The sequence below is a fragment of the Acinetobacter sp. ACNIH2 genome (genome assembly GCF_002934965.1).
GTDB classification, from domain to species: Bacteria; Pseudomonadota; Gammaproteobacteria; order Pseudomonadales; family Moraxellaceae; genus Acinetobacter; species Acinetobacter tandoii.
In genome coordinates this window covers 1,134,064-1,155,432 of record NZ_CP026412.1, presented here as the reverse complement: position 1 = coordinate 1,155,432, position 21,369 = coordinate 1,134,064, and the positions used below count along the sequence as shown (strand labels likewise).

Sequence of the window (21,369 nt, the reverse complement as noted above, 5' to 3'; positions counted from 1 at the left end):
ATCCAATCTGATTAAATTATTTAAACCAAGCAAAACTGCTTGGTTTTTTTATAGTGATGAATTGGCGATGTGAAAAAAGTGTGCATAATGGGTGGCAAAGATAAAATATATATCCAAGGAAGAAAAATAGTGATGTTGGTTGTGTTGGGATGACGAAAAAGAATAAACACCTTGCATGGTGGATTTTTGCGTTAAGTACATTTTTATTTTTTGTAGTGCTGCAAATTCCAGCAGCATGGCTTATTTCTAAATTTTATAAGAATAACCAAGTTTTACAGAATGTCAGTGGCAATATCTGGCAAGGGCAGGCGGACTGGCATCAGGGAGCTTTAAAAGGTTCATTGAATTGGAAGGTACGTCCCTTAGATTTATTGTTGCTTCGTTTAGGTGCTGAAGTAGATATCCATAGTGGGCGTACTCAGTTACAAGGTACTGTGGGTTATGGTTTGGGGCAGCGTTGGACAGTTAAAGCATTATCTGGGGAAATTGCCCCAGAAACATTAAAGCGGGTTGCCGATTGGCAATGGCCGAGTAATCCGATTCAAGTCCAAGACTTACAGTTTAAATATCAAAAAGAACAAGGCTTTCAACAAGCAGAAGGTACTGTGCAGTGGTTAGGTGGTGAACTGATATATCGCTTTGCACAACGTCAAGAGCAAATGAGTATTCCTTCCTTAAAAGGGAGTTTAAGTGATCGAGATCAAGTATTGATGATTGATGTGCGGGATCAGCGCGACCAGAAAATGATTAATCTACTTTTGGATAAAAACCTGATGCTTGATGTACAGATTACTCAGCGTATGTTGATGAATGTGCCTTCGTATCAAGGTAAAGCGGGTTTAGATACTTATGTCGTCAGCTCTCGTCAGCCCCTGTTCCAAGGTGGTATGTAATGAGATTGGTCAAAGATAAGTTACAGCATTTGAACGGCGCTCAGTTCAACCGTTTTGCACCGTGGTTATTGGCTGTGTTAGTGGCCTATTTAAGTTGGAAATTGGCCAGTATATTTTGGTTGTGGGTTGCTCCGCCAATGCCTATGCAATTAGAACGTGTAGAGTTAGGTTCACAGCAACCTCAAGTTCCCAATATATCGGCATTTTCTTTATTTCAGGAAAATAATGCTTCGAGTGGTGCGAACCTCGCCAATTTTGTTTTGCAAGGGGTAGTGGTGTCCTATCCGAGTCAATATTCCTCAGCAGTGATTAAAGTTAATGAAGTCGCTGACCGTTATAAGGTTGGAGAAACATTGGCAGGTACAGCTTATCAATTGGTCGAGGTGTATTGGGATCATGTGGTGTTGCGAGACTCTACGGGACAAAGCCAGCAAGTTGCATTTAATCGAATTGCCAATGGTCTAAATCAACCGATGGTTCCACCTGCGGATGTGGCTTCATTACCAACAGGGAATATATCGCAATCGACTCAAAATGCTTTGGGGCAGGCAGTACAACAAATGCATCAAAATCGTGACCAGTTTTTGGCCGATATGGGGGTTGGTGCGGCGACAGGTGAAGGGTATGAAGTCACCAGTAAAACACCTTCAGCTTTACGGAATACCCTTGGATTACAACCTGGAGACCGAATTTTGTCCTTAAATGGTCAAGCTGTGGGGCAGGGACAAAATGATGCACAATTACTTGAACAAGCTAAACAAGCAGGCCAAGTCAAACTTGAAATAAAACGTGGTGATCAGGTGATGACCATACAACAAAATTTTTAAATGATGAGAAATCGCCCGTAGGGTTAGGAAACACAGAAGTATATGGCTTTATTTCATAATAATCGTCCAGTTTGGGCTTTGCTCGCAAGTGCACCTCTGATTGCTGCCGTGAGTAGCAGTACCTATGCGCAAACATGGAAAATCAATTTACGTGATGCGGACTTAACGGCGTTTATTAATGAAGTGGCCGATATTACAGGGAAAAATTTTGCAGTTGATCCGCGCGTACGTGGCAATGTGACGGTTATTTCCAATAAGCCGCTCAATAAAAGTGAAGTTTACGATTTATTTTTAGGCGTGCTCAATGTGAATGGGGTGGTGGCTATTCCTTCGGGCAATACTGTGAAAATTGTTCCAGACAGCAATGTAAAAAGTTCAGGCATTCCCTATGATGCTAAAAATCGTGCTACAGGTGATCAAATTGTTACGCGCGTGATTTGGCTGGAAAATACCAATGCCAATGATCTAATTCCTGCCTTACGCCCACTCATGCCGCAGTTTGCAAATTTGTCGGCAGTACCCGGGGCGAATGCGCTGATTGTGTCAGATCGTGCCAGTAATATTTATCAACTGGAAACTATCATTCGTAATTTAGATGGTACTGATCAGCACGATATTGAAGCGATTACGTTGCAATCTAGTCAAGCTGAAGAAATGATTGGCTTATTAGATTCTATGACGGCGACTGGGGCAGCCAAAGATTTAAAAGGTGCACGAGTGCGTGTGATTGCGGACAATCGTACCAATCGCATTTTAATTAAAGGCGATACGGCAACACGTAAACGGTTGCGTCAATTGATTGAAATGTTGGATGTGCCTGCGGCAGACCGTCTGGGTGGTTTGAAGGTCTTCCGTTTAAAGTATGCCAGTGCAAAAAACTTGGCCGAAATTTTACAAGGCTTGGTCACAGGGCAGGCAGTTTCAGGATCGGATAGTCGCGCCAATAGTACATCGAATGCCAATAATAATATGATGGGAAGTGCGAATACGACGACAAGCAATGGCTCATCCTCAAGTATTTCGACACCAGCAATTAATTTGGGGGGCAGTTCTACTGGGAATAATCAGAACAACATCACCAGTTTTAATGCAAATGGGATCAGTATTATTGCTGATAGTTCACAAAATGCATTGGTGGTCAAAGCAGATCCACAGCTGATGCGAGAAATTGAGTCTGCGATTCAACAACTTGATGTTCGTCGCGAACAAGTGTTAATCGAGGCTGCAATTATTGAAGTTGAAGGCTCTGATGCAGATCAATTGGGTGTGCAATGGGCTTTGGGTGATATTAGCAGTGGTGTAGGTTTAATCAGTTTTGATAACGTAGGTTCAAGCCTAGCCAGCCTCGCTGCGGGTTATTTGATTGGCGGGGCTTCAGGTCTGGGGCAGGCCTTGACGGGTGCGGGTAGCTCAGTGGTGTTGGGTGATTATAAAGAGGGCAGTGATGGTTCACGTCGACTTTATGGTGCATTGATTCAGGCACTCAAAGAAAACACCAAATCTAATTTGCTTTCAACACCTTCGATTGTCACGATGGACAATGAAGAAGCCTACATTGTGGTGGGTGAAAACGTTCCTTTTGTGACAGGATCGGTGAGTACCAACAATGGCACAGTAAATCCTTATACCACCATTGAACGCAAAGATGTCGGTGTGACGCTAAAGGTGATTCCGCACATTGGTGAAAATGGTACGGTTCGCTTGGAGGTTGAGCAGGAAGTTTCTGGGGTTAAAAACAGCAAAGGTCAGGCGTCAGATCTGGTCACCAGTAAACGTGCCATTAAAACAGCTATTTTGGCAGAGCATGGACAAACTGTAGTTCTCGGTGGCTTAATTTCAGATAACTCGATTTATAGTCGTCAATCGGTTCCGGGGCTGGGTGCGATCCCTGGTCTAGGGCGCTTATTTAGATCGGATGCAAAGACGAATCAGAAGCGCAATTTATTGGTCTTTATTCATCCAACGATTGTGGGTAGTGGCGATGATGTTCGTCGTTTATCTCAACAGCGTTATAGTCAGTTATATAGTTTGCAATTGGCGCTCGATAAAGATGGCAGTTTTGCTAAATTGCCTGAGCAGGTGGATGATGTTTACATGCAGCGTTTGCCTGTGCAACCTGGTGCGCCACGGACTAGCCCTTATCAAGCTGTACCTTCTGCGGCGCAGTCATCCAATGCTGCGGTTGTGACTACGCCTGTAGCGATTGAGCCACCAATCAGCAGTACACCATTTCCAAAATCAGAAGTGGAAAAAACCAAAAATACAGTAACCACCATTCGTGTGCGTCCAGCTTCGTAATGCCAAAGTAGCCAAATTGAAATCTATAAGTTGCATGGTATGATGAAGCAAAATCATAAAGAGATAATGTGATGACTTGGAAGATACAGGCAATTACAGGCGAATTTACGGGGCAAGAGATCAGTGTTGACCGTGATATGTTGGTTGGGCGCCATCAAGATGCAGATGTATTGTTGCAATCTGCAGAAGTGTCACGTAAACACGCAGCGCTGTTGTTAAAAGAGCAAGCGTTATGGGTGCAAGATTTAAATTCATCGAATGGCACTTTTGTGAACGACTTGAAAATTGTAGATGAAAGCCAACTGAAGGATGGCGATATTGTTCAGTTTGCAAGCTTTAAATTTACAGTCTTTGCTCCAGCTCCTTTGGCAAATACAGTTGAGGAAGATGTAGTTGAAGTTCAACAGCCTGCTGAAGCCGTTGCTCCGTCTGAAACAGAAGCAGAGAAATCAGCAGCGCATCATATGAATGAACAGGGGATGCCAAGCCTGACTGAGCGTGATAGTAGTGTTCAGTTAAGTCGTGATGGGATGCCACAGAATGTATCTATTCCTAAGCCCGCACCAATTCCTGAAGGTGTAGATGTATCTAAAGCTACGCCAAACCCAGCCCCGATTCCAGTTGAGCAACCTGTTTCTCGTGTTGAAGAAGAACGAACTCAACAGAAGAATGCTTCACTGGGTTTAATCACCATTATAGTCTTGGTTATTTTGTCTATCCTTGCTTGGGTGATGTTTAAATAATCTGGGAGTTGCCTAGAATAAGGGCATGCTCTGGCATGCCTTTTTTATATCTGAATAATGCGAGTTGCTTATGAATATTGCACAATTAGATCGCCGTGAATTAATGCTATTTGATTTGGATGGAACTTTAGTCGATTCAGCGACTGATTTATATCGTGCCATGAATATGAGTCTTAATGTCTTGCAGCTTCCTTTGGTGACCGAACAGCAAGTGCGTGTTTGGGTGGGTAAGGGAACCTCTATCTTTTGTCATAGTACTTTGCAATATCTTACAGGTGAGGTTGATCCTGCGCAGCACAAACAACTGCTCGATACTTTTTTAGAAATTTACAATGCGGAACCTTGTATTGAAACCCGACCATTTCATGGCATTCTGGAGTTTCTAGAATGGGGTTTGCAGCACAACAAGAAAATGGTGTGTGTCACCAATAAGCCTGAACAGCCTGCTCGCTTAATTGTTGAAGCCTTGGATATGTCTAAATACTTTATTGATGTGATTGGCGGTGACCGTTTCGAAGAGCGCAAACCACATCCACGTCAGTTACTGCACTGTGTTGAGGAATATCAGATTGAAAAATCCCAGACCTTAATGTTTGGTGATTCGAGTAATGATGTCGAGGCGGCACGACGTGCGGGTATTGATTGTATTGTCGTTAGCTATGGTTATAATCATGGTGAAGACATACAGGATTGCCAACCACAGCAAGTGGTCGATGATTTAAGAGAATTAATCAAAACGTAATTTGTAGATAAGGAATCATGACACATGAGTCGTTGTAAAGCTTTTCGATGGCGTCGCTCAGTCTGATGTAACGAAAAATTGAATTGACCCCAATCGAAATTTAGAGAGAACCTCATGACGACTCAAGTGCAATATGAGCAACTAAAAGCCCAAGGCTATAACCTGATTCCTGTTTATCGACAACGTCTGGCAGATACAGAAACACCACTTTCGGTTTTTGCACGATTAAAAGACCATCAACAAGCCTATTTATTTGAATCGGTAGAAGGTGGTGAAAATTGGGCGCGCTATTCCATCATTGGTTTGGGTGAATCTACCGTATTTTCTTGCAATGCGGGCAAGCTCACCATTCAACATGTAGATGGCACGCATGAACAGAAAGATTGTGCCGATCCTTTTGAATATATTCGAACCTTTCTAGCGCAGTTTAAAGTTCCGACACAAGCGGATTTACCAGACTTGCCAAGCTTTACTGGCGGATTGGTGGGGTATTTTGGTTATGATGCTGTACGTTATATTGAACCACGTTTAAACAATGTGCCAGAAGCAGATCCAGTCGGTTTACCTGATATCTGGATGATGCTATCTAAAACAGTGATTGTATTTGACAATTTAAAAGATACTTTATTCTTGATTGTGCACGCCGATGTCAACGATGCAGAGGCGTATTTTAACGCACAGCTCCAGTTAGATGCTTTGGAGCAGTTACTTGCTACACCAGTGAGTTTACAAGCAAAAAAACACAGTGCACCGCATTTTGAGTCACTCACGGGCAAACAGAAATTCCTAGAGTCAATTGAAACGGTTAAAGAATATATCCGTGCAGGGGATGTGATGCAGGTGGTTCCTGGGCATCGTATGGTTTCAGATTTTGATGGAGAAGCCTTGCAGGTTTATCGTGCCTTGCGTCATTTAAATCCATCACCGTATTTATTCTTGGTGCAAGGTCAAACTTTGCAAGATCAAAAGCCATTTCATATTGTGGGATCATCTCCAGAAATCTTGTCGCGTTTAGAAAATGGCATTGCTACGGTGCGCCCTTTGGCGGGCACACGTCCTCGTGGCAAAACTAAAGAAGAAGATTTGGCCTTAGAAAAAGATTTACTTTCAGATGAAAAAGAAATTGCCGAACATTTAATGCTGATTGATTTAGGACGCAATGATGTGGGGCGCGTTTCTAAAATTGGCAAAGTGCAAGTGACTGATCAAATGGTGATCGAACGTTATTCGCATGTGATGCATATTGTCTCCAATGTGCAAGGCGAAGTTCGTGATGATGTAGATGCTTTGGATGTTTTTAAAGCAACTTTTCCAGCAGGTACTTTATCTGGAGCCCCAAAAATCCGCGCTATGGAAATTATTGATGAAGTAGAGCCTGTAAAACGTGGTGTTTTTGGTGGTGCTGTTGGTTATTTAGGCTGGCATGGCGAAATGGACATGTCGATTGCGATTCGAACCTGTGTTATTCGTGAAAATAAGGTCTTTGTTCAGGCTGGTGCGGGTCTCGTTGTGGACTCAAATCCTGAATCTGAGTGGAATGAAACCCAAATAAAAGCTCGCGCAGTGATCAAGGCGGTTGAATTATCATCAAATGGATTGATTTTATGAGTTTTTAGCGTTTTTTTTGAAAAAAACACTTGCATGGATTTCAAGTTTTGCTAAACTGCACACCGTTCCGATACGAAACGTACGAAACACTAAGAAAGAGCCGGCATAGCTCAGTTGGTAGAGCAACTGACTTGTAATCAGTAGGTCCACAGTTCGAATCCGTGTGCCGGCACCATCTTAAAGGTGTGTAGTTGTGAAGTAAAGAACAACACTGAAATAAGTGTGAAATGGTGAGGTTCCCGAGCGGTCAAAGGGGGCGGACTGTAACTCCGCTACGAAAGTTTCGAAGGTTCGAATCCTTCCCTCACCACCATTAACTTCGATTGAAGTGGTTAATTACCAACATTAAGCGGGAGTAGCTCAGTTGGTAGAGCGGTAGCCTTCCAAGCTACATGTCGCGAGTTCGACCCTCGTCTCCCGCTCCATCGAAGATGATTGCTCTTATAGCTCAGTGGTAGAGCACTCCCTTGGTAAGGGAGAGGTCTCGAGTTCAAATCTCGATAAGAGCTCCAGATACAGTTTAGTAGATGTTCTACAAAGATTTTAAAAAGCAGGCTTATTAGTCTGCTTTTCAAGTATTGGGTGTCTGCTTTTTTAGGCGATATGTCGATGCTGAGCTTTTCTCAGAATTGTGTTCGACGTAAACGAGGAATATAAACATGGCTAAGGCTAAGTTTGAACGTAATAAGCCACACGTAAACGTGGGCACAATCGGTCACGTTGACCATGGTAAAACTACTTTAACTGCTGCGATTGCAACTATTTGTGCAAAAACTTACGGCGGTGAAGCGAAAGATTACTCACAAATCGACTCTGCTCCTGAAGAAAAAGCACGTGGTATTACAATTAATACTTCACACGTAGAATACGATTCTCCAATCCGTCACTACGCTCACGTAGACTGCCCGGGCCACGCCGATTATGTTAAAAACATGATTACTGGTGCTGCTCAGATGGATGGCGCGATCCTTGTATGTGCTGCGACTGATGGTCCAATGCCACAAACTCGTGAACACATCCTTCTTTCACGTCAGGTTGGTGTACCTTACATCATCGTATTCTTAAACAAATGCGACCTTGTTGACGACGAAGAGTTACTTGAATTAGTAGAGATGGAAGTTCGTGAACTTCTTTCTACTTATGACTTCCCAGGTGATGACACTCCAGTTATCCGTGGTTCTGCTCTTGCTGCGCTTAATGGCGACGCTGGTCAGTATGGTGAGTCTTCAGTTCTTGCTCTTGTTGAAGCGCTTGACACTTACATTCCAGAACCAGAACGTGCGATCGACAAAGCATTCTTGATGCCAATCGAAGACGTATTCTCTATCTCAGGCCGTGGTACAGTAGTAACAGGTCGTGTAGAAGCTGGTATCGTGAAAGTAGGCGAAGAAGTTGAAATCGTTGGTATCAAAGATACAGTTAAAACAACTGTAACTGGCGTTGAAATGTTCCGTAAACTTCTTGACGAAGGCCGTGCGGGCGAGAACTGTGGTATTCTTCTACGTGGTACTAAGCGTGAAGACGTACAACGTGGTCAAGTACTTGCTAAACCAGGTACAATCAAGCCGCACACTAAATTCGACGCAGAAGTATACGTACTTTCTAAAGAAGAAGGTGGTCGTCATACTCCATTCCTTAACGGTTACCGTCCACAATTCTATTTCCGTACGACTGATGTAACTGGCGCAATCCAATTACAAGAAGGCGTTGAAATGGTAATGCCAGGTGACAACGTTGAAATGTCAGTAGAATTAATCCACCCAATCGCAATGGACCCAGGTCTACGTTTTGCGATCCGTGAAGGTGGTCGTACAGTAGGTGCTGGTGTTGTTGCGAAAGTAACTGCATAATTAAGTATACAAAATTTAAGTCGAGAATTTCGATTCTCGACTTACTCTGCAGGCTAGTAGTTCAATTGGTAGAGCGTCGGTCTCCAAAACCGAATGTTGGGGGTTCGAGTCCCTCCTGGCCTGCCACTTTTTTCGTAAAAGAGCTTGATGCTGGCTAAACTAGTCATATAATAAATCGCGAATTCTACGACGAGTAAAAAAATGTCGAATGATAAATCGCGTGACGCATTAAGCGACGCGCCTATCCCTCAAAGAAATACCTCTGCTGAAGTTGTCGGTTCTGGCTCACCATTAGATGTTGTGCTATGGATTATTGCATTGATTTTAATCATTGGTGCAACCATGGTAAATCAGCACTTGCCAGCATATTGGGCACCAGCGAATGATATTTGGGTGCGTGTTGGTGTAATTTTGTCTTGTATCATTGTGGCTTTAGGTTTATTATACGCCACCCATCAAGGCAAAGGCTTTGTTCGTTTGCTAAAAGATGCGCGTATTGAATTGCGTCGTGTCACATGGCCAACCAAGCAAGAGACTGTGACCACCTCGTGGCAGGTTCTTGCTGTAGTCGTTGTAGCATCCATTTTATTGTGGTGTTTTGACTATATTTTAGGCTGGTTTATGAAGTTTATTATCGGGTAAGAGAGCTATGAAACGTTGGTACATTATTCATGCCTACTCAGGCTATGAAAAACAGGTGATGCGTTCACTTAATGATCGAATCCAGCGTAGCGCTGTAGCCGATAGCTTTGGTGAAGTCCTTGTTCCTACCGAAGAAGTGGTAGAAATGAAGGATGGTAAGAAACGTAAGTCTGAGCGTAAGTTCTTTCCTGGCTATGTGTTAGTTGAAATGGAAATGAATGATGAAACTTGGCACATTGTAAAAGAGTGTCCTAAAGTTTTAGGTTTTATCGGTGGTACAGCAGAAAAACCTGCACCGATTACGCAAAAAGAAGCAGATGCGATTCTTGCTCGTGTACGCAATACTGGTGAAGCACCTCGTCCGAAGACGATGTTTGAACCAGGCGAAGAATTACTCGTAATTGACGGTCCATTCACCGACTTTAAAGGCGTGGTGGAAGAAGTTCTATACGATAAGTCACGTTTAACATTGACGATTAATGTATTTAATCGACCAACTCAAGTTGAATTGGAATTTCGCCAAGTCGAAAAAACAATTTAATCTGGATTGGTTAAAAACGCCCGATTTATTCAATCGGGCATTGTTGTTGTAGTGATTGTCACTGCATGAAATATTGGGGAGCTGTAAAAGGCGTTTGTACCCAGAGGTAATTTGAAATGGCTAAGAAGATTGACGGCTATATCAAGCTGCAAGTTCCAGCTGGTAAAGCGAATCCATCTCCACCGATTGGTCCAGCACTAGGTCAACGTGGTGTTAACATCATGGCATTCTGTAAAGAATTCAATGCTGCTACACAAAAAGTTGAACCAGGTCTTCCAATTCCTGTAGTGATTACTGTGTACAACGACAAGTCGTTCACATTTATCATGAAAACTCCACCTGCATCTATTCTTCTTAAGAAAGCTGCAGGTATTCAAAAGGGTTCATCTGTACCTAACAAAACTAAAGTTGGTAAGTTGACTCGTGCTCAATTAGAAGAAATTGCGACTACTAAAGAACCAGATTTAACTGGTGCTGATTTAGACGCACGTGTTCGTACCATTGCTGGTTCTGCACGTTCTATGGGCTTGGAAGTGGAGCTATAAGACATGGCAAAGTTAACTAAACGTCAAAAAGCCATCGCTGCTGCTATTGAAGCTAACAAAGTTTACACTTTGGAAGAAGCAGTTGCTGTTCTAGCTGGTCTTCCTGCTGCGAAATTCAAAGAATCTTTGGATGTTGCGGTAAACCTAGGTGTTGACCCTCGTAAATCTGACCAAGTTGTTCGTGGTGCGACTACACTTCCTGCAGGTACTGGTAAAACTGTACGTGTTGCTGTGTTTGCTCAAGGCGCGGCTGCTGAAGCTGCTAAAGCTGAAGGCGCTGACATTGTTGGTTTTGATGACTTAGCTGAAAGCATCCAACAAGGTAACCTTGACTTTGACGTAGTAATTGCTGCTCCAGATGCAATGCGCGTTGTAGGTAAGTTAGGTACAATCCTTGGTCCACGTGGTTTGATGCCAAACCCGAAAGTGGGTACTGTAACTCCAGACGTTGCTGGTGCAGTTAAAAATGCGAAAGCTGGTCAAGCACGTTACCGTGTTGACAAAGCAGGTATTATCCACGCTGCGATCGGTCAAGTAGACTTCTCTGCTGAAGCTGTTCGTCAAAATGTTGAAACTTTGATTGCAGACTTGAAAAAGTTAAAGCCTGCAACTTCTAAAGGTGTATACATCAAAAAGATCACTTTGAGCTCAACTATGGGTCCTGGTCTTACTATTGATGTAAACAACGTTTCTAACTAAGTTTTACTTAGACAGAATTTTAAAGCCCTGAGTAATATTTGAAGCACTGCTTTAAATATTACGTAAGAGAGACCGGTTTCGGACTACTTACGAACTTAGGCAAACTTTGAATTGATAAATGTATATTTATCAGCGTCAAAGACCTCAGGCGAGGGGAGTTTTATGCTTCTCTCTTAATAACCCAGTCTGAGTAGACGCGGTGGTGTGATTTATTTCCTCCTCCGCGTGTAAGCTTGAAAGGGCTTACGAATTGGGGTGTACCTGTTAGGTGCATAAATCACCGTTAGGAGGTTTTACAATGGCTCTTCTTATCGAAGACAAAAAACAGATTGTTGCTGAAGTAAGCGAAGTTGCTGCTAAAGCGTTTTCTGTTGTTGTGGCTAACTATCAAGGTTCAAGCGTAGAGCAATTAACACAACTTCGTGTTGAAGCTCGTAAGTTGGGTGTTACTACACGTATCGTGCGTAATACTTTGGCTAAACGCGCTCTTCAAGATACTCAATTCGACATCTTGAACGACGACCTTGTTGGCCCAACCATTCTCGGTTTCTCAACTTCTGAAGACGACATGGGTGCTGCTGCACGCTTGTTCGAAGAATTTGCAAAAACTAACAAAGCATTTGAACTTAAAGCTGCTGCCTTTGATGGCAAAGTTTATCAAGGTGCTGAAGTTAGCGTTATCGCAAACCTTCCGAACCAAGAAAAAGCGCTTACTATGCTTGCGTCTGTTCTTCAAGCTCCTATTTCGAAATTGGGTCGCCTTATTACAGCGCTCAAAGAGAAAAACGAGTCAGAAGCGGCTTAATCCTATTTCCACACCATTCAATATCCATTTGGAGTTATTCTCATGGCTTTAACAAACGAAGAAATCTTAAACGCAGTTGCTGAAAAAACAGTTCTTGAACTTGTTGAATTAATTTCTGCTTTCGAAGAAAAATTTAACGTATCTGCTGCTGCTGTAGCTGTTGCTGCTGCTCCTGGCGCTGCTGCTGCTGCTGAAGAACAAACTGAATTCAACGTAGAGTTGACTTCTTTTGGTGCTAACAAAGTTGCTGTAATTAAAGCAGTTCGTGAAGCTACTGGTCTTGGTCTTAAAGAAGCTAAAGATATGGTTGAAGGTGCTCCTGCTGTTCTTAAAGAAGGCGTGTCTAAAGAAGAAGGCGAAGAACTTAAGAAGAAACTTGAAGAAGCTGGTGCTACAGTTACTCTTAAGTAATCTTAAGAGGAGTCGATTTTTTATAATCGGCTCCACAAAATGGCTGATGGCTCTTGGGTCATCAGCCTTTTTGCGTTACAATAATCGGCTCGACTCCAATTTGACTGATTTAAAAATCATCAAATTTAAACAATAAAGACAATCTTTAAACGCTTACCAATATTTTTCTATTCAAAAAATATTGTTAAGCGTTTTAATACCACTAAAAATTGCAGCATTTGTAAACAGTGGTGGCCATATCGGCCTGCGTAATTCCTTCTAAACCCGTTCTGCAGGCGGGTTTAGTTTACTTTCCGAGGACTCCAGATGGCATACTCATATACCGAAAAGAAACGGATCCGTAAGAATTTTGGTAAATTGCCTAGTGTTATGGATGCTCCGTACTTGCTCGCGATTCAAGTCGACTCGTACAGAACGTTCTTGCAAGATGGCAAATCACCAAAAAACCGCGAAGATATCGGTCTCCAAGCCGCATTTCGTTCAGTTTTTCCTATAGAAAGTTATTCTGGCAATGCTGCTCTAGAATTTGTTGAGTATAGCCTTGGTAAGCCGGAGTTTGATGTTCGCGAATGTATTCTTCGTGGCTCAACTTATGCGGCACCAATGCGTGTAAAAATTCGTTTGATCATTAAAGATCGTGAAACGAAATCAATCAAAGACGTGCGTGAGCAAGAAGTGTACATGGGTGAAATGCCACTCATGACGGATAACGGGACATTCGTTATTAATGGTACTGAGCGTGTAATCGTATCTCACTTACACCGTTCGCCAGGCGTGTTCTTTGATCATGATAAGGGTAAAACTCACTCAAGCGGTAAAGTGCTTTATTCGGCACGTATTATTCCTTACCGTGGTTCATGGTTAGACTTTGAATTTGATGCAAAAGATTTAGTCTATGTCCGTATTGACCGTCGTCGTAAATTGCTTGCGACTGTGGTTTTACGTGCATTGGATTACAGCAATGAACAAATTCTAGATTTGTTCTACGAGAAAGTACCTGTCTATTTAGACATGGGTAGCTACCAAATTGACCTTGTACCAGAACGCCTGCGTGGCGAAATGGCTCAATTCGACATTACCGATAATGACGGTAAAGTGATTGTTGAACAAGGTAAGCGTATTAACGCGCGTCATGTACGTCAAATGGAAGCCTCAGGCTTAACGAAGCTTTCTGTTCCAGACGAATATTTATATGAGCGTATTACTGCCCAAGATATCACTTTACGTGATGGCGAAGTGATTCCTGCGAATACCTTGCTAAGCCATGAAGTGATGGTGAAGCTGGCTGAAGGTGGCGTGAAGCAGTTTAATATTCTGTTTACGAATGACATCGATCGTGGTTCGTTCATTGCGGATTCTCTACGTGCAGATACAACAACAGGTCGTGAAGAAGCGCTTGTTGAAATCTACAAAGTAATGCGTCCAGGTGAGCCACCAACAAAAGAAGCAGCTGAAAACTTATTTAATAACTTATTCTTCTCTTCTGAGCGTTACGATTTATCGCCAGTTGGTCGTATGAAGTTTAACCGTCGTTTGGGTCGTCCTTACGAAGTCGGTACTGATCAGAAGTCACGTGAAGTTGAAGGTATCCTTTCGAACAGCGATATCACTGATGTATTAAAAACATTGGTTGAAATTCGTAACGGTAAAGGCGAAGTGGATGATATTGACCACTTGGGTAACCGTCGTGTTCGTTCTGTTGGTGAAATGACAGAAAACCAATTCCGTGTTGGTTTGGTTCGTGTTGAGCGTGCTGTAAAAGAGCGTTTAAGCCAAGCAGAAGCAGATAACTTGTCTCCGCAAGATTTAATCAATGCGAAACCAGTTGCAGCGGCAATCAAAGAATTCTTTGGTTCAAGCCAGTTATCTCAGTTCATGGATCAAAACAACCCATTGTCTGAGATTACACACAAACGTCGTGTATCTGCACTTGGTCCTGGTGGTTTAACACGTGAACGTGCGGGCTTTGAAGTACGTGACGTACATCAAACTCACTATGGTCGTGTATGTCCGATTGAAACGCCTGAAGGTCCAAACATTGGTTTGATCAACTCGCTATCTGTTTATGCAAAATGTAATAACTTCGGTTTCTTGGAAACTCCATACCGTAAAGTTGTTGATGGACGTGTAACGGATGAAGTTGAATACTTATCTGCGATTGAAGAAGTAGGCACTGTCATTGCACAAGCCGACTCTGCAGTCGATGCAGACAATCACTTGACGGAAGAGTTTGTTTCTGTACGTCACCAAGGTGATTTCGTGCGTATGCCACCTGAAAAAGTGACGCATATGGATGTATCTGCTCAACAGGTTGTATCTGTTGCAGCATCATTGATTCCGTTCCTTGAACACGATGACGCGAACCGTGCATTAATGGGTTCGAACATGCAACGTCAGGCTGTTCCGACATTATTGGCGGATAAACCGCTTGTTGGTACAGGGATGGAAGCAAATGTAGCACGTGATTCTGGTGTGTGTGTCATTGCAAACCGTGGTGGTGCGATTGAATACGTAGACGCTTCTCGTATCGTGATTCGTGTAAACGAAGAAGAGATGGTGGCGGGTGAAGCGGGTGTAGATATCTACAACCTGATCAAATATACACGTTCTAACCAAAATACATGTATCAACCAAAACGTCGTAGTTCGCATGGGTGACAAAGTTGCTCGTGGTGATGTATTGGCTGATGGTCCATCGACTGATGGTGGTGAACTTGCGCTTGGTCAAAACATGCGCGTCGCGTTCATGACTTGGAACGGTTATAACTACGAAGACTCGATCTTACTTTCTGAGCGTGTTCTTCAAGAAGACCGTTTAACTTCGATCCATATCCAAGAGTTATCGTGTGTTGCACGTGATACTAAATTGGGTGCTGAAGAAATTACTGCGGATATCCCGAACGTGGGTGAAGCTGCACTTTCTAAGCTTGATGAATCAGGTATTGTTTATATCGGTGCTGAAGTTGCAGCGGGCGACATCCTTGTTGGTAAAGTAACGCCTAAAGGTGAAACGCAATTAACACCAGAAGAAAAACTGCTTCGTGCAATTTTTGGTGAAAAAGCAGCTGACGTTAAAGATTCTTCTTTACGTGTTCCATCTGGTACGAAAGGTACAGTAATTGACGTTCAAGTGTTTACACGTGATGGTCTTGAAAAAGACGAACGTGCGCAAGCAATTGAAAAAGCGCAATTAGATGCTTACCGTAAAGACTTGAAAGAAGAATATAAAATCTTCGAAGAAGCAGCACGTGAACGTATTGTTCGCTTGTTGAGCGGTCAAGAATCGAATGGCGGTGGCGGCACGAAGCGTGGTGACAAACTTTCAGAAGATATGTTGTCTGGCTTAGAGTTGGTTGATTTACTTGAAATCCAGCCAAGTGATGAAGCGATTGCTGAACGTTTAACCCAAATTCAAGTGTTCTTGAAAGAGAAGAGCTTTGAAATTGACGAGAAATTTGCTGAGAAAAAACGCAAACTTTCTACAGGTGATGAACTAACAACTGGCGTATTGAAAGTTGTGAAGGTTTACCTTGCAGTTAAACGTCGTATCCAGCCTGGTGATAAGATGGCGGGTCGTCACGGTAACAAAGGTGTTGTGTCTAACATCCTACCAGTCGAAGACATGCCGCATGATGCCAATGGTGTTCCAGTCGATATCGTATTGAACCCGTTGGGTGTACCGTCACGTATGAACGTGGGGCAGATTCTTGAAACTCACTTGGGTATGGCTGCGAAAGGTTTGGGTGAGCAAATTGATAAGATGCTCAAACAACAGCGTGAAATTGCTGAACTACGTGTTTTCCTAGACAAAATCTACAACAAAGTGGGCGGTCAGCAAGAAGATTTAGACAGCTTAACAGATGATGAAATCTTGGTGTTGGCAGGTAACTTACGTGCAGGTGTACCTTTAGCAACTCCTGTATTTGATGGTGCTGAAGAAAGCCAAATCAAAGAGTTACTAGAGCTGGCTGAAATTCCACGTTCGGGTCAAACCGTATTGTATGATGGACGTACAGGTGAACGTTTCGACCGTCCTGTAACTGTAGGCTATATGTACATGCTTAAGTTGAACCACTTGGTTGACGACAAGATGCATGCCCGTTCTACAGGTTCTTACTCATTAGTAACGCAACAACCATTGGGTGGTAAAGCTCAGTTCGGTGGTCAGCGTTTCGGTGAGATGGAGGTCTGGGCACTTGAAGCTTATGGCGCAGCTTATACACTTCAAGAAATGCTCACTGTGAAGTCGGATGACGTTGAAGGTCGTACTCGTATCTATAAGAATATTGTAGATGGTAACCATTATATGGACCCAGGTATGCCTGAATCGTTCAACGTATTGACCAAAGAGATCCGTTCTTTAGGTATCAACATTGAACTGAAAAATGGTGACTAAGAAATCTCCCCCGATCCCTCTTTAAGAAAGAGGGGAGAAGTCCCCCTTAGTAAAGGGGGATTTAGGGGGATTTTTTGAGATTCCCTATTCAGTGAAAAAACAATATTTGTGACCCAGTCGAGAAGTGAAAATCTCCTCGACACACGGAGAAAAAAATTGAAAGACTTGCTCGATATCATGCGCAAAAAGACGGACTCAGACGGTCATGCTCCAGTTGAGTTTGATCGCATCCGTATTGGTCTTGCGTCACCAGAAATGATTAAGTCATGGTCTCACGGTGAAGTTAAAAAGCCTGAGACAATTAACTATCGTACGTTCAAGCCAGAACGTGATGGTTTATTCTGTGCCAAAATTTTTGGTCCAGTCAAAGATTACGAATGCTTGTGTGGTAAATACAAGCGTATGAAATACAAAGGCGTCATTTGTGAAAAATGTGGCGTTGAAGTAACAACTGCGAAAGTTCGTCGTGAGCGTATGGGTCACATCGAATTGGCTTCTCCAGTTGCGCACATCTGGTTCTTGAAATCATTACCAAGCCGTATCGGTTTGCTTCTTGATATGACTCTACGTGATATCGAACGCGTATTGTATTTCGAATCTTATGTAGTAACTGACCCAGGTATGACTCCATTTGAGAAATATCAACTTCTTAACGATGAAGAATACTTCAATGCGTTAGAAGAACACGGTGATGAATTCACTGCGAAAATGGGTGCGGAAGCGGTTCAAGACTTGCTGAAAGATATCGATCTTGAAGCTGAGATTTCTCGTCTTCGTGAAGAGATTCCACAAACAACGTCTGAAACGAAGTTGAAAAAAGCGTCTAAGCGCTTGAAGTTGATGGAAGCATTCAAAGAGTCGAACAACAAGCCAGAATGGATGGTGATGAATGTACTTCCAGTACTTCCACCAGATCTTCGTCCGTTGGTTCCACTTGAAGGTGGTCGTTTCGCGACTTCTGACTTGAACGATCTTTATCGTCGTGTAATCAACCGTAACAACCGTTTGAAGCGTCTTCTTGATCTTGCTGCGCCAGACATTATCGTACGTAACGAAAAACGTATGTTACAAGAGTCTGTAGATGCGTTGCTTGATAATGGTCGTCGTGGTCGTGCAATTACTGGTTCGAACAAACGTCCATTAAAATCTTTGGCAGACATGATCAAAGGTAAACAAGGTCGTTTCCGTCAAAACTTACTTGGTAAGCGTGTTGACTACTCGGGTCGTTCGGTAATTACGGTAGGTCCTAACTTACGTTTACATCAATGTGGTCTTCCGAAGAAAATGGCACTTGAATTATTCAAGCCGTTTATTTTCGCGAAATTACAAGCATCTGGTCAGGCAACAACCATTAAAGCTGCGAAGAAAATGGTTGAGCGTGAAACTCCAGAAGTTTGGGACGTTCTTGCATCGGTAATTCGTCAACATCCAGTGATGTTGAACCGTGCGCCAACACTTCACCGTTTGGGTCTTCAAGCATTTGAACCGATCCTGATTGAAGGTAAGGCAATCCGTTTACACCCGCTCGTCTGTGCTGCGTTTAACGCCGACTTCGACGGTGACCAAATGGCGGTTCACGTACCATTAACACTTGAAGCTCAATTAGAAGCTCGTGCGTTAATGATGTCGACCAACAACATCTTGTCACCTGCAAATGGTGAACCAATCATCGTTCCTTCTCAGGACGTTGTATTGGGCTTGTATTACATCACACGTGATGCAATCAATGCCAAAGGTGAAGGCATGGTATTTGCGGATACGCATGAAGTTAACCGTGCATTGGCGACAGGTCAGGTTGCATTACACGCTCGCGTTAAAGCTCGTGTACACCAAACTGTGATTGATGAAAATGGTAACCGTGAACAGCAAACCATCGTTGTAGATACTACACCGGGTCGTTGCTTACTTTGGGAAGTTGTTCCTGAAGGTATGGATTTCCAACAAATTAACGTTGAGATGACCAAGAAAAACATCTCGAAGTTAATCAACTCTTGCTACCGTAAATTGGGTCTAAAAGATACAGTTATCTTTGCTGACCAATTGATGTACCTTGGTTTCCGTCAAGCGACACGTTCAGGCGTATCGGTAGGTATGGAAGACATGGTTATTCCGCCGACTAAGCAAGTGATTATTGACAAAGCAGAAACTGAAGTTCGTGAAATTGAACAACAGTTCGAACAAGGCTTTGTAACTGCGGGCGAGCGTTATAACAAAGTTGTCGATATCTGGGCACGTACCAATGACCAAGTTGCGAAAGCGATGATGGACAACTTGTCTTACACCACTGTGAAAAACAAACAGGGTGAAGATGAGAAGCAAAAATCATTCAACAGTATCTACATGATGTCTGACTCTGGTGCCCGTGGTAGTGCGGCACAGATTCGTCAGCTTGCAGGTATGCGTGGTTTGATGGCAAAACCAGATGGCTCGATCATTGAAACGCCAATTAAGGCGAACTTCCGTGAAGGCTTAACGGTACTTCAGTACTTTATTTCGACGCACGGTGCACGTAAAGGTTTGGCCGATACTGCATTGAAAACAGCGAACTCTGGTTACTTAACACGTCGTCTGGTAGACGTAGCACAAGACTTGGTGATCACTGAGCCTGATTGTGGCACTTTAGGTGGCTTAGTCATGACTCCGTTCATTCAAGGCGGTGATGTAATCGAGAACTTAGGTACTCGAGTACTGGGTCGTGTAGTTGCAGAAGACGTGAAAAAAGCAGGTTCTGACGAAGTTATTCTTCCACGTAACACTTTAATTGACGAAAAACTTGCAAACTTCCTTGAAGAAGCAGGTGTCGATGAAGTTAAAGTTCGTTCAGTTGTAAACTGTGAATCTACATTTGGTGTGTGTGCGAAATGTTACGGCCGTGACTTGGCACGTGGTCACTTGGTGAACCCAGGTGAATCTGTGGGTGTAATGGCTGCTCAATCGATTGGTGAGCCAGGTACACAGTTAACGATGCGTACCTTCCACGTGGGTGGTGCTGCGAGCCGAACTTCTGCTGCAAACAGTGTACAAGTACGCAACAAAGGTACTGTACGTTTCCACAACGTGAAAACTGTACAACATGCTAAAGGTCACTTAGTTTCTGTTTCACGTTCAGGTGAAATCGGTATTGCAGATGACTTAGGTCGTGAGCGTGAGCGTTATAAACTGCCATACGGTGCGTCAATCTTATTGAAAGATGGCGAAGCTGTAGAAGCAGGCGGTATCGTAGCGACTTGGGATCCGCATACACATCCTCTCGTTACCGAAGTTGCAGGTAAAATCCGTTTCAGCCAAATCGCTGACGGTGTGACGGCAACTTCTAAAACTGATGATGCAACAGGGATGACAACTGTTGAAATCCTACCTGTAACAGCACGTCCTGCTTCTGGTAAAGATTTACGTCCTGCGGTGGTATTAGATACAGCTGATGGCGGCGAACAGTTCTACTTCTTGCCACAAAACACAATTCTTTCTGTCCGTGATGGCGAAACAATTGGTGTGGGTGATGTTATTGGTCGTGTACCACAAGAATCTTCACGTACTCGTGATATTACCGGTGGTCTTCCACGCGTTGCGGACTTGTTTGAAGCACGTAAACCGAAAGAACATGCAATCTTGGCTGAAGTGTCAGGTATCGTGAGCTTCGGTAAAGAGACCAAAGGTAAGAACCGTTTGGTGATTACTCCAGATGATGGTTCTGAAATTTACGAAGAATTAATTCCTAAATGGCGTCAAATCAACGTGTTTGAAGGTGAACATGTGAACCGTGGTGAAACCATTTCTGATGGTCCACAAAACCCACATGACATTTTACGCTTGAAAGGTGAAGTTGCATTAACCAACTACATCGTGAACGAAGTTCAAGACGTTTACCGTCTGCAAGGTGTAAAAATCAACGACAAACACATTGAAGTCATTGTGCGTCAAATGTTACGTAAAGTAGACATCACAGATGGTGGTGATACGAGCTTCATCAAAGGCGAACAAGTGGATTACATCCGTGTTGTGGGTGAAAACCAAGCTGTGCTTGCACAAAACAAGTTCCCAGCGAAGTTTGAACGTCAGTTGATGGGTATTACCAAAGCGTCACTTTCTACTGACTCGTTCATCTCTGCTGCATCGTTCCAGGAAACAACACGTGTGTTAACTGAAGCGGCTGTAACAGGTAAAGAAGATGATTTACGTGGCTTGAAAGAGAACGTAGTAGTAGGTCGTTTGATTCCTGCAGGTACAGGTTTAGCTTACCATTTAGAACGTCGTCGTCAAGAAGCAGAAGCTGCAGAGCTTGAGCTTCATAATGACTTCTCTGATGTAGACCAAGCGCTTAGCCAAGCATTTAGTGATGAGTTTAATGGTCTTTAATTAGTCCTTAAATC

15 protein-coding genes and 5 tRNA genes are annotated in these 21,369 nt (G+C 43.2%); all 20 read left to right on the top strand.

Features of this window, described 5'->3' with window-relative positions; genetic code table 11:
* The first annotated feature begins 149 nt into the window (after nucleotides 1-149).
* The 20 genes from gspN (at nucleotide 150) to rpoC (ending at nucleotide 21,355) form a co-directional block, all read left to right on the top strand.
* Complete coding sequence (gene gspN / locus C3F34_RS05405; RefSeq protein ID WP_104441206.1) at nucleotides 150-893, top strand: type II secretion system protein N; 744 nt, start codon at nucleotides 150-152, stop codon at nucleotides 891-893.
* A complete protein-coding gene (locus tag C3F34_RS05400) occupies nucleotides 893-1,720 on the top strand; it encodes a type II secretion system protein N (protein WP_044738803.1) in 828 nt (275 codons plus the stop codon). Before gspN ends, C3F34_RS05400 begins: the two co-directional genes overlap by 1 nt.
* Nucleotides 1,721-1,762: 42 nt before the next feature.
* Nucleotides 1,763-4,018, top strand: coding sequence for a type II secretion system secretin GspD (gene gspD / locus C3F34_RS05395; protein ID WP_104441205.1), 2,256 nt, complete (start codon nucleotides 1,763-1,765; stop codon nucleotides 4,016-4,018).
* A 71-nt stretch (nucleotides 4,019-4,089) separates the two neighbouring features.
* Entirely contained in the window at nucleotides 4,090-4,761 is a 672-nt protein-coding gene (locus C3F34_RS05390; protein ID WP_044738805.1) for an FHA domain-containing protein, read from the top strand.
* A gap of 70 nt (nucleotides 4,762-4,831) precedes the next feature.
* Nucleotides 4,832-5,503, top strand: a complete 672-nt coding sequence (locus tag C3F34_RS05385) for a phosphoglycolate phosphatase (RefSeq protein WP_016168450.1) — start codon at nucleotides 4,832-4,834, stop codon at nucleotides 5,501-5,503.
* A gap of 114 nt (nucleotides 5,504-5,617) precedes the next feature.
* A complete protein-coding gene (trpE, locus tag C3F34_RS05380; RefSeq protein WP_044738806.1) occupies nucleotides 5,618-7,111 on the top strand; it encodes an anthranilate synthase component I in 1,494 nt (497 codons plus the stop codon).
* Nucleotides 7,112-7,210: 99 nt separating this feature from the next.
* Nucleotides 7,211-7,286, top strand: a tRNA-Thr gene (locus C3F34_RS05375).
* 54 nt (nucleotides 7,287-7,340) lie between these two features.
* Nucleotides 7,341-7,424: transfer RNA gene (locus C3F34_RS05370), tRNA-Tyr, on the top strand.
* 36 nt (nucleotides 7,425-7,460) lie between these two features.
* Nucleotides 7,461-7,536, top strand: a tRNA-Gly gene (locus tag C3F34_RS05365).
* A 12-nt stretch (nucleotides 7,537-7,548) separates the two neighbouring features.
* Nucleotides 7,549-7,623: transfer RNA gene (locus tag C3F34_RS05360), tRNA-Thr, on the top strand.
* Between the two features lie 147 nt (nucleotides 7,624-7,770).
* Entirely contained in the window at nucleotides 7,771-8,961 is a 1,191-nt protein-coding gene (tuf, locus tag C3F34_RS05355) for an elongation factor Tu (protein ID WP_016167280.1), read from the top strand.
* A 50-nt stretch (nucleotides 8,962-9,011) separates the two neighbouring features.
* Nucleotides 9,012-9,087: transfer RNA gene (locus C3F34_RS05350), tRNA-Trp, on the top strand.
* Nucleotides 9,088-9,162: 75 nt separating this feature from the next.
* Nucleotides 9,163-9,603, top strand: a complete 441-nt coding sequence (gene secE, locus C3F34_RS05345) for a preprotein translocase subunit SecE (RefSeq protein ID WP_044739157.1) — start codon at nucleotides 9,163-9,165, stop codon at nucleotides 9,601-9,603.
* Nucleotides 9,604-9,610: 7 nt separating this feature from the next.
* The gene (gene nusG / locus C3F34_RS05340) at nucleotides 9,611-10,144 is read left to right on the top strand and encodes a transcription termination/antitermination protein NusG (RefSeq protein WP_016168447.1); all 534 of its coding nucleotides are present in this window, start codon (nucleotides 9,611-9,613) and stop codon (nucleotides 10,142-10,144) included.
* Nucleotides 10,145-10,260: 116 nt separating this feature from the next.
* Nucleotides 10,261-10,689, top strand: coding sequence for a 50S ribosomal protein L11 (gene rplK, locus C3F34_RS05335; RefSeq protein ID WP_001074682.1), 429 nt, complete (start codon nucleotides 10,261-10,263; stop codon nucleotides 10,687-10,689).
* Nucleotides 10,690-10,692: 3 nt separating this feature from the next.
* Entirely contained in the window at nucleotides 10,693-11,388 is a 696-nt protein-coding gene (gene rplA / locus C3F34_RS05330) for a 50S ribosomal protein L1 (RefSeq protein WP_016168446.1), read from the top strand.
* Between the two features lie 298 nt (nucleotides 11,389-11,686).
* Nucleotides 11,687-12,193: a 50S ribosomal protein L10 gene (rplJ, locus tag C3F34_RS05325; protein ID WP_016168445.1), complete on the top strand. Its 507-nt coding sequence runs from the start codon at nucleotides 11,687-11,689 to the stop codon at nucleotides 12,191-12,193.
* Nucleotides 12,194-12,235: 42 nt separating this feature from the next.
* The gene (rplL, locus tag C3F34_RS05320) at nucleotides 12,236-12,604 is read left to right on the top strand and encodes a 50S ribosomal protein L7/L12 (protein ID WP_016168444.1); all 369 of its coding nucleotides are present in this window, start codon (nucleotides 12,236-12,238) and stop codon (nucleotides 12,602-12,604) included.
* 306 nt (nucleotides 12,605-12,910) lie between these two features.
* Complete coding sequence (rpoB, locus tag C3F34_RS05315; RefSeq protein ID WP_104441204.1) at nucleotides 12,911-16,999, top strand: DNA-directed RNA polymerase subunit beta; 4,089 nt, start codon at nucleotides 12,911-12,913, stop codon at nucleotides 16,997-16,999.
* A 156-nt stretch (nucleotides 17,000-17,155) separates the two neighbouring features.
* Nucleotides 17,156-21,355: a DNA-directed RNA polymerase subunit beta' gene (gene rpoC, locus C3F34_RS05310; protein WP_016168442.1), complete on the top strand. Its 4,200-nt coding sequence runs from the start codon at nucleotides 17,156-17,158 to the stop codon at nucleotides 21,353-21,355.
* Nucleotides 21,356-21,369 lie beyond the last annotated feature (14 nt).

What these genes read in the sequence shown, in the direction of transcription:
- gspN (WP_104441206.1), top strand. Translation starts at nt 150, where the DNA reads ATGACGAAAAAGAATAAACACCTTGCATGGTGGATTTTTGCGTTAAGT.
- C3F34_RS05400 (WP_044738803.1), top strand. Translation starts at nt 893, where the DNA reads ATGAGATTGGTCAAAGATAAGTTACAGCATTTGAACGGCGCTCAGTTC.
- gspD (WP_104441205.1), top strand. Translation starts at nt 1,763, where the DNA reads ATGGCTTTATTTCATAATAATCGTCCAGTTTGGGCTTTGCTCGCAAGT.
- C3F34_RS05390 (WP_044738805.1), top strand. Translation starts at nt 4,090, where the DNA reads ATGACTTGGAAGATACAGGCAATTACAGGCGAATTTACGGGGCAAGAG.
- C3F34_RS05385 (WP_016168450.1), top strand. Translation starts at nt 4,832, where the DNA reads ATGAATATTGCACAATTAGATCGCCGTGAATTAATGCTATTTGATTTG.
- trpE (WP_044738806.1), top strand. Translation starts at nt 5,618, where the DNA reads ATGACGACTCAAGTGCAATATGAGCAACTAAAAGCCCAAGGCTATAAC.
- tuf (WP_016167280.1), top strand. Translation starts at nt 7,771, where the DNA reads ATGGCTAAGGCTAAGTTTGAACGTAATAAGCCACACGTAAACGTGGGC.
- secE (WP_044739157.1), top strand. Translation starts at nt 9,163, where the DNA reads ATGTCGAATGATAAATCGCGTGACGCATTAAGCGACGCGCCTATCCCT.
- nusG (WP_016168447.1), top strand. Translation starts at nt 9,611, where the DNA reads ATGAAACGTTGGTACATTATTCATGCCTACTCAGGCTATGAAAAACAG.
- rplK (WP_001074682.1), top strand. Translation starts at nt 10,261, where the DNA reads ATGGCTAAGAAGATTGACGGCTATATCAAGCTGCAAGTTCCAGCTGGT.
- rplA (WP_016168446.1), top strand. Translation starts at nt 10,693, where the DNA reads ATGGCAAAGTTAACTAAACGTCAAAAAGCCATCGCTGCTGCTATTGAA.
- rplJ (WP_016168445.1), top strand. Translation starts at nt 11,687, where the DNA reads ATGGCTCTTCTTATCGAAGACAAAAAACAGATTGTTGCTGAAGTAAGC.
- rplL (WP_016168444.1), top strand. Translation starts at nt 12,236, where the DNA reads ATGGCTTTAACAAACGAAGAAATCTTAAACGCAGTTGCTGAAAAAACA.
- rpoB (WP_104441204.1), top strand. Translation starts at nt 12,911, where the DNA reads ATGGCATACTCATATACCGAAAAGAAACGGATCCGTAAGAATTTTGGT.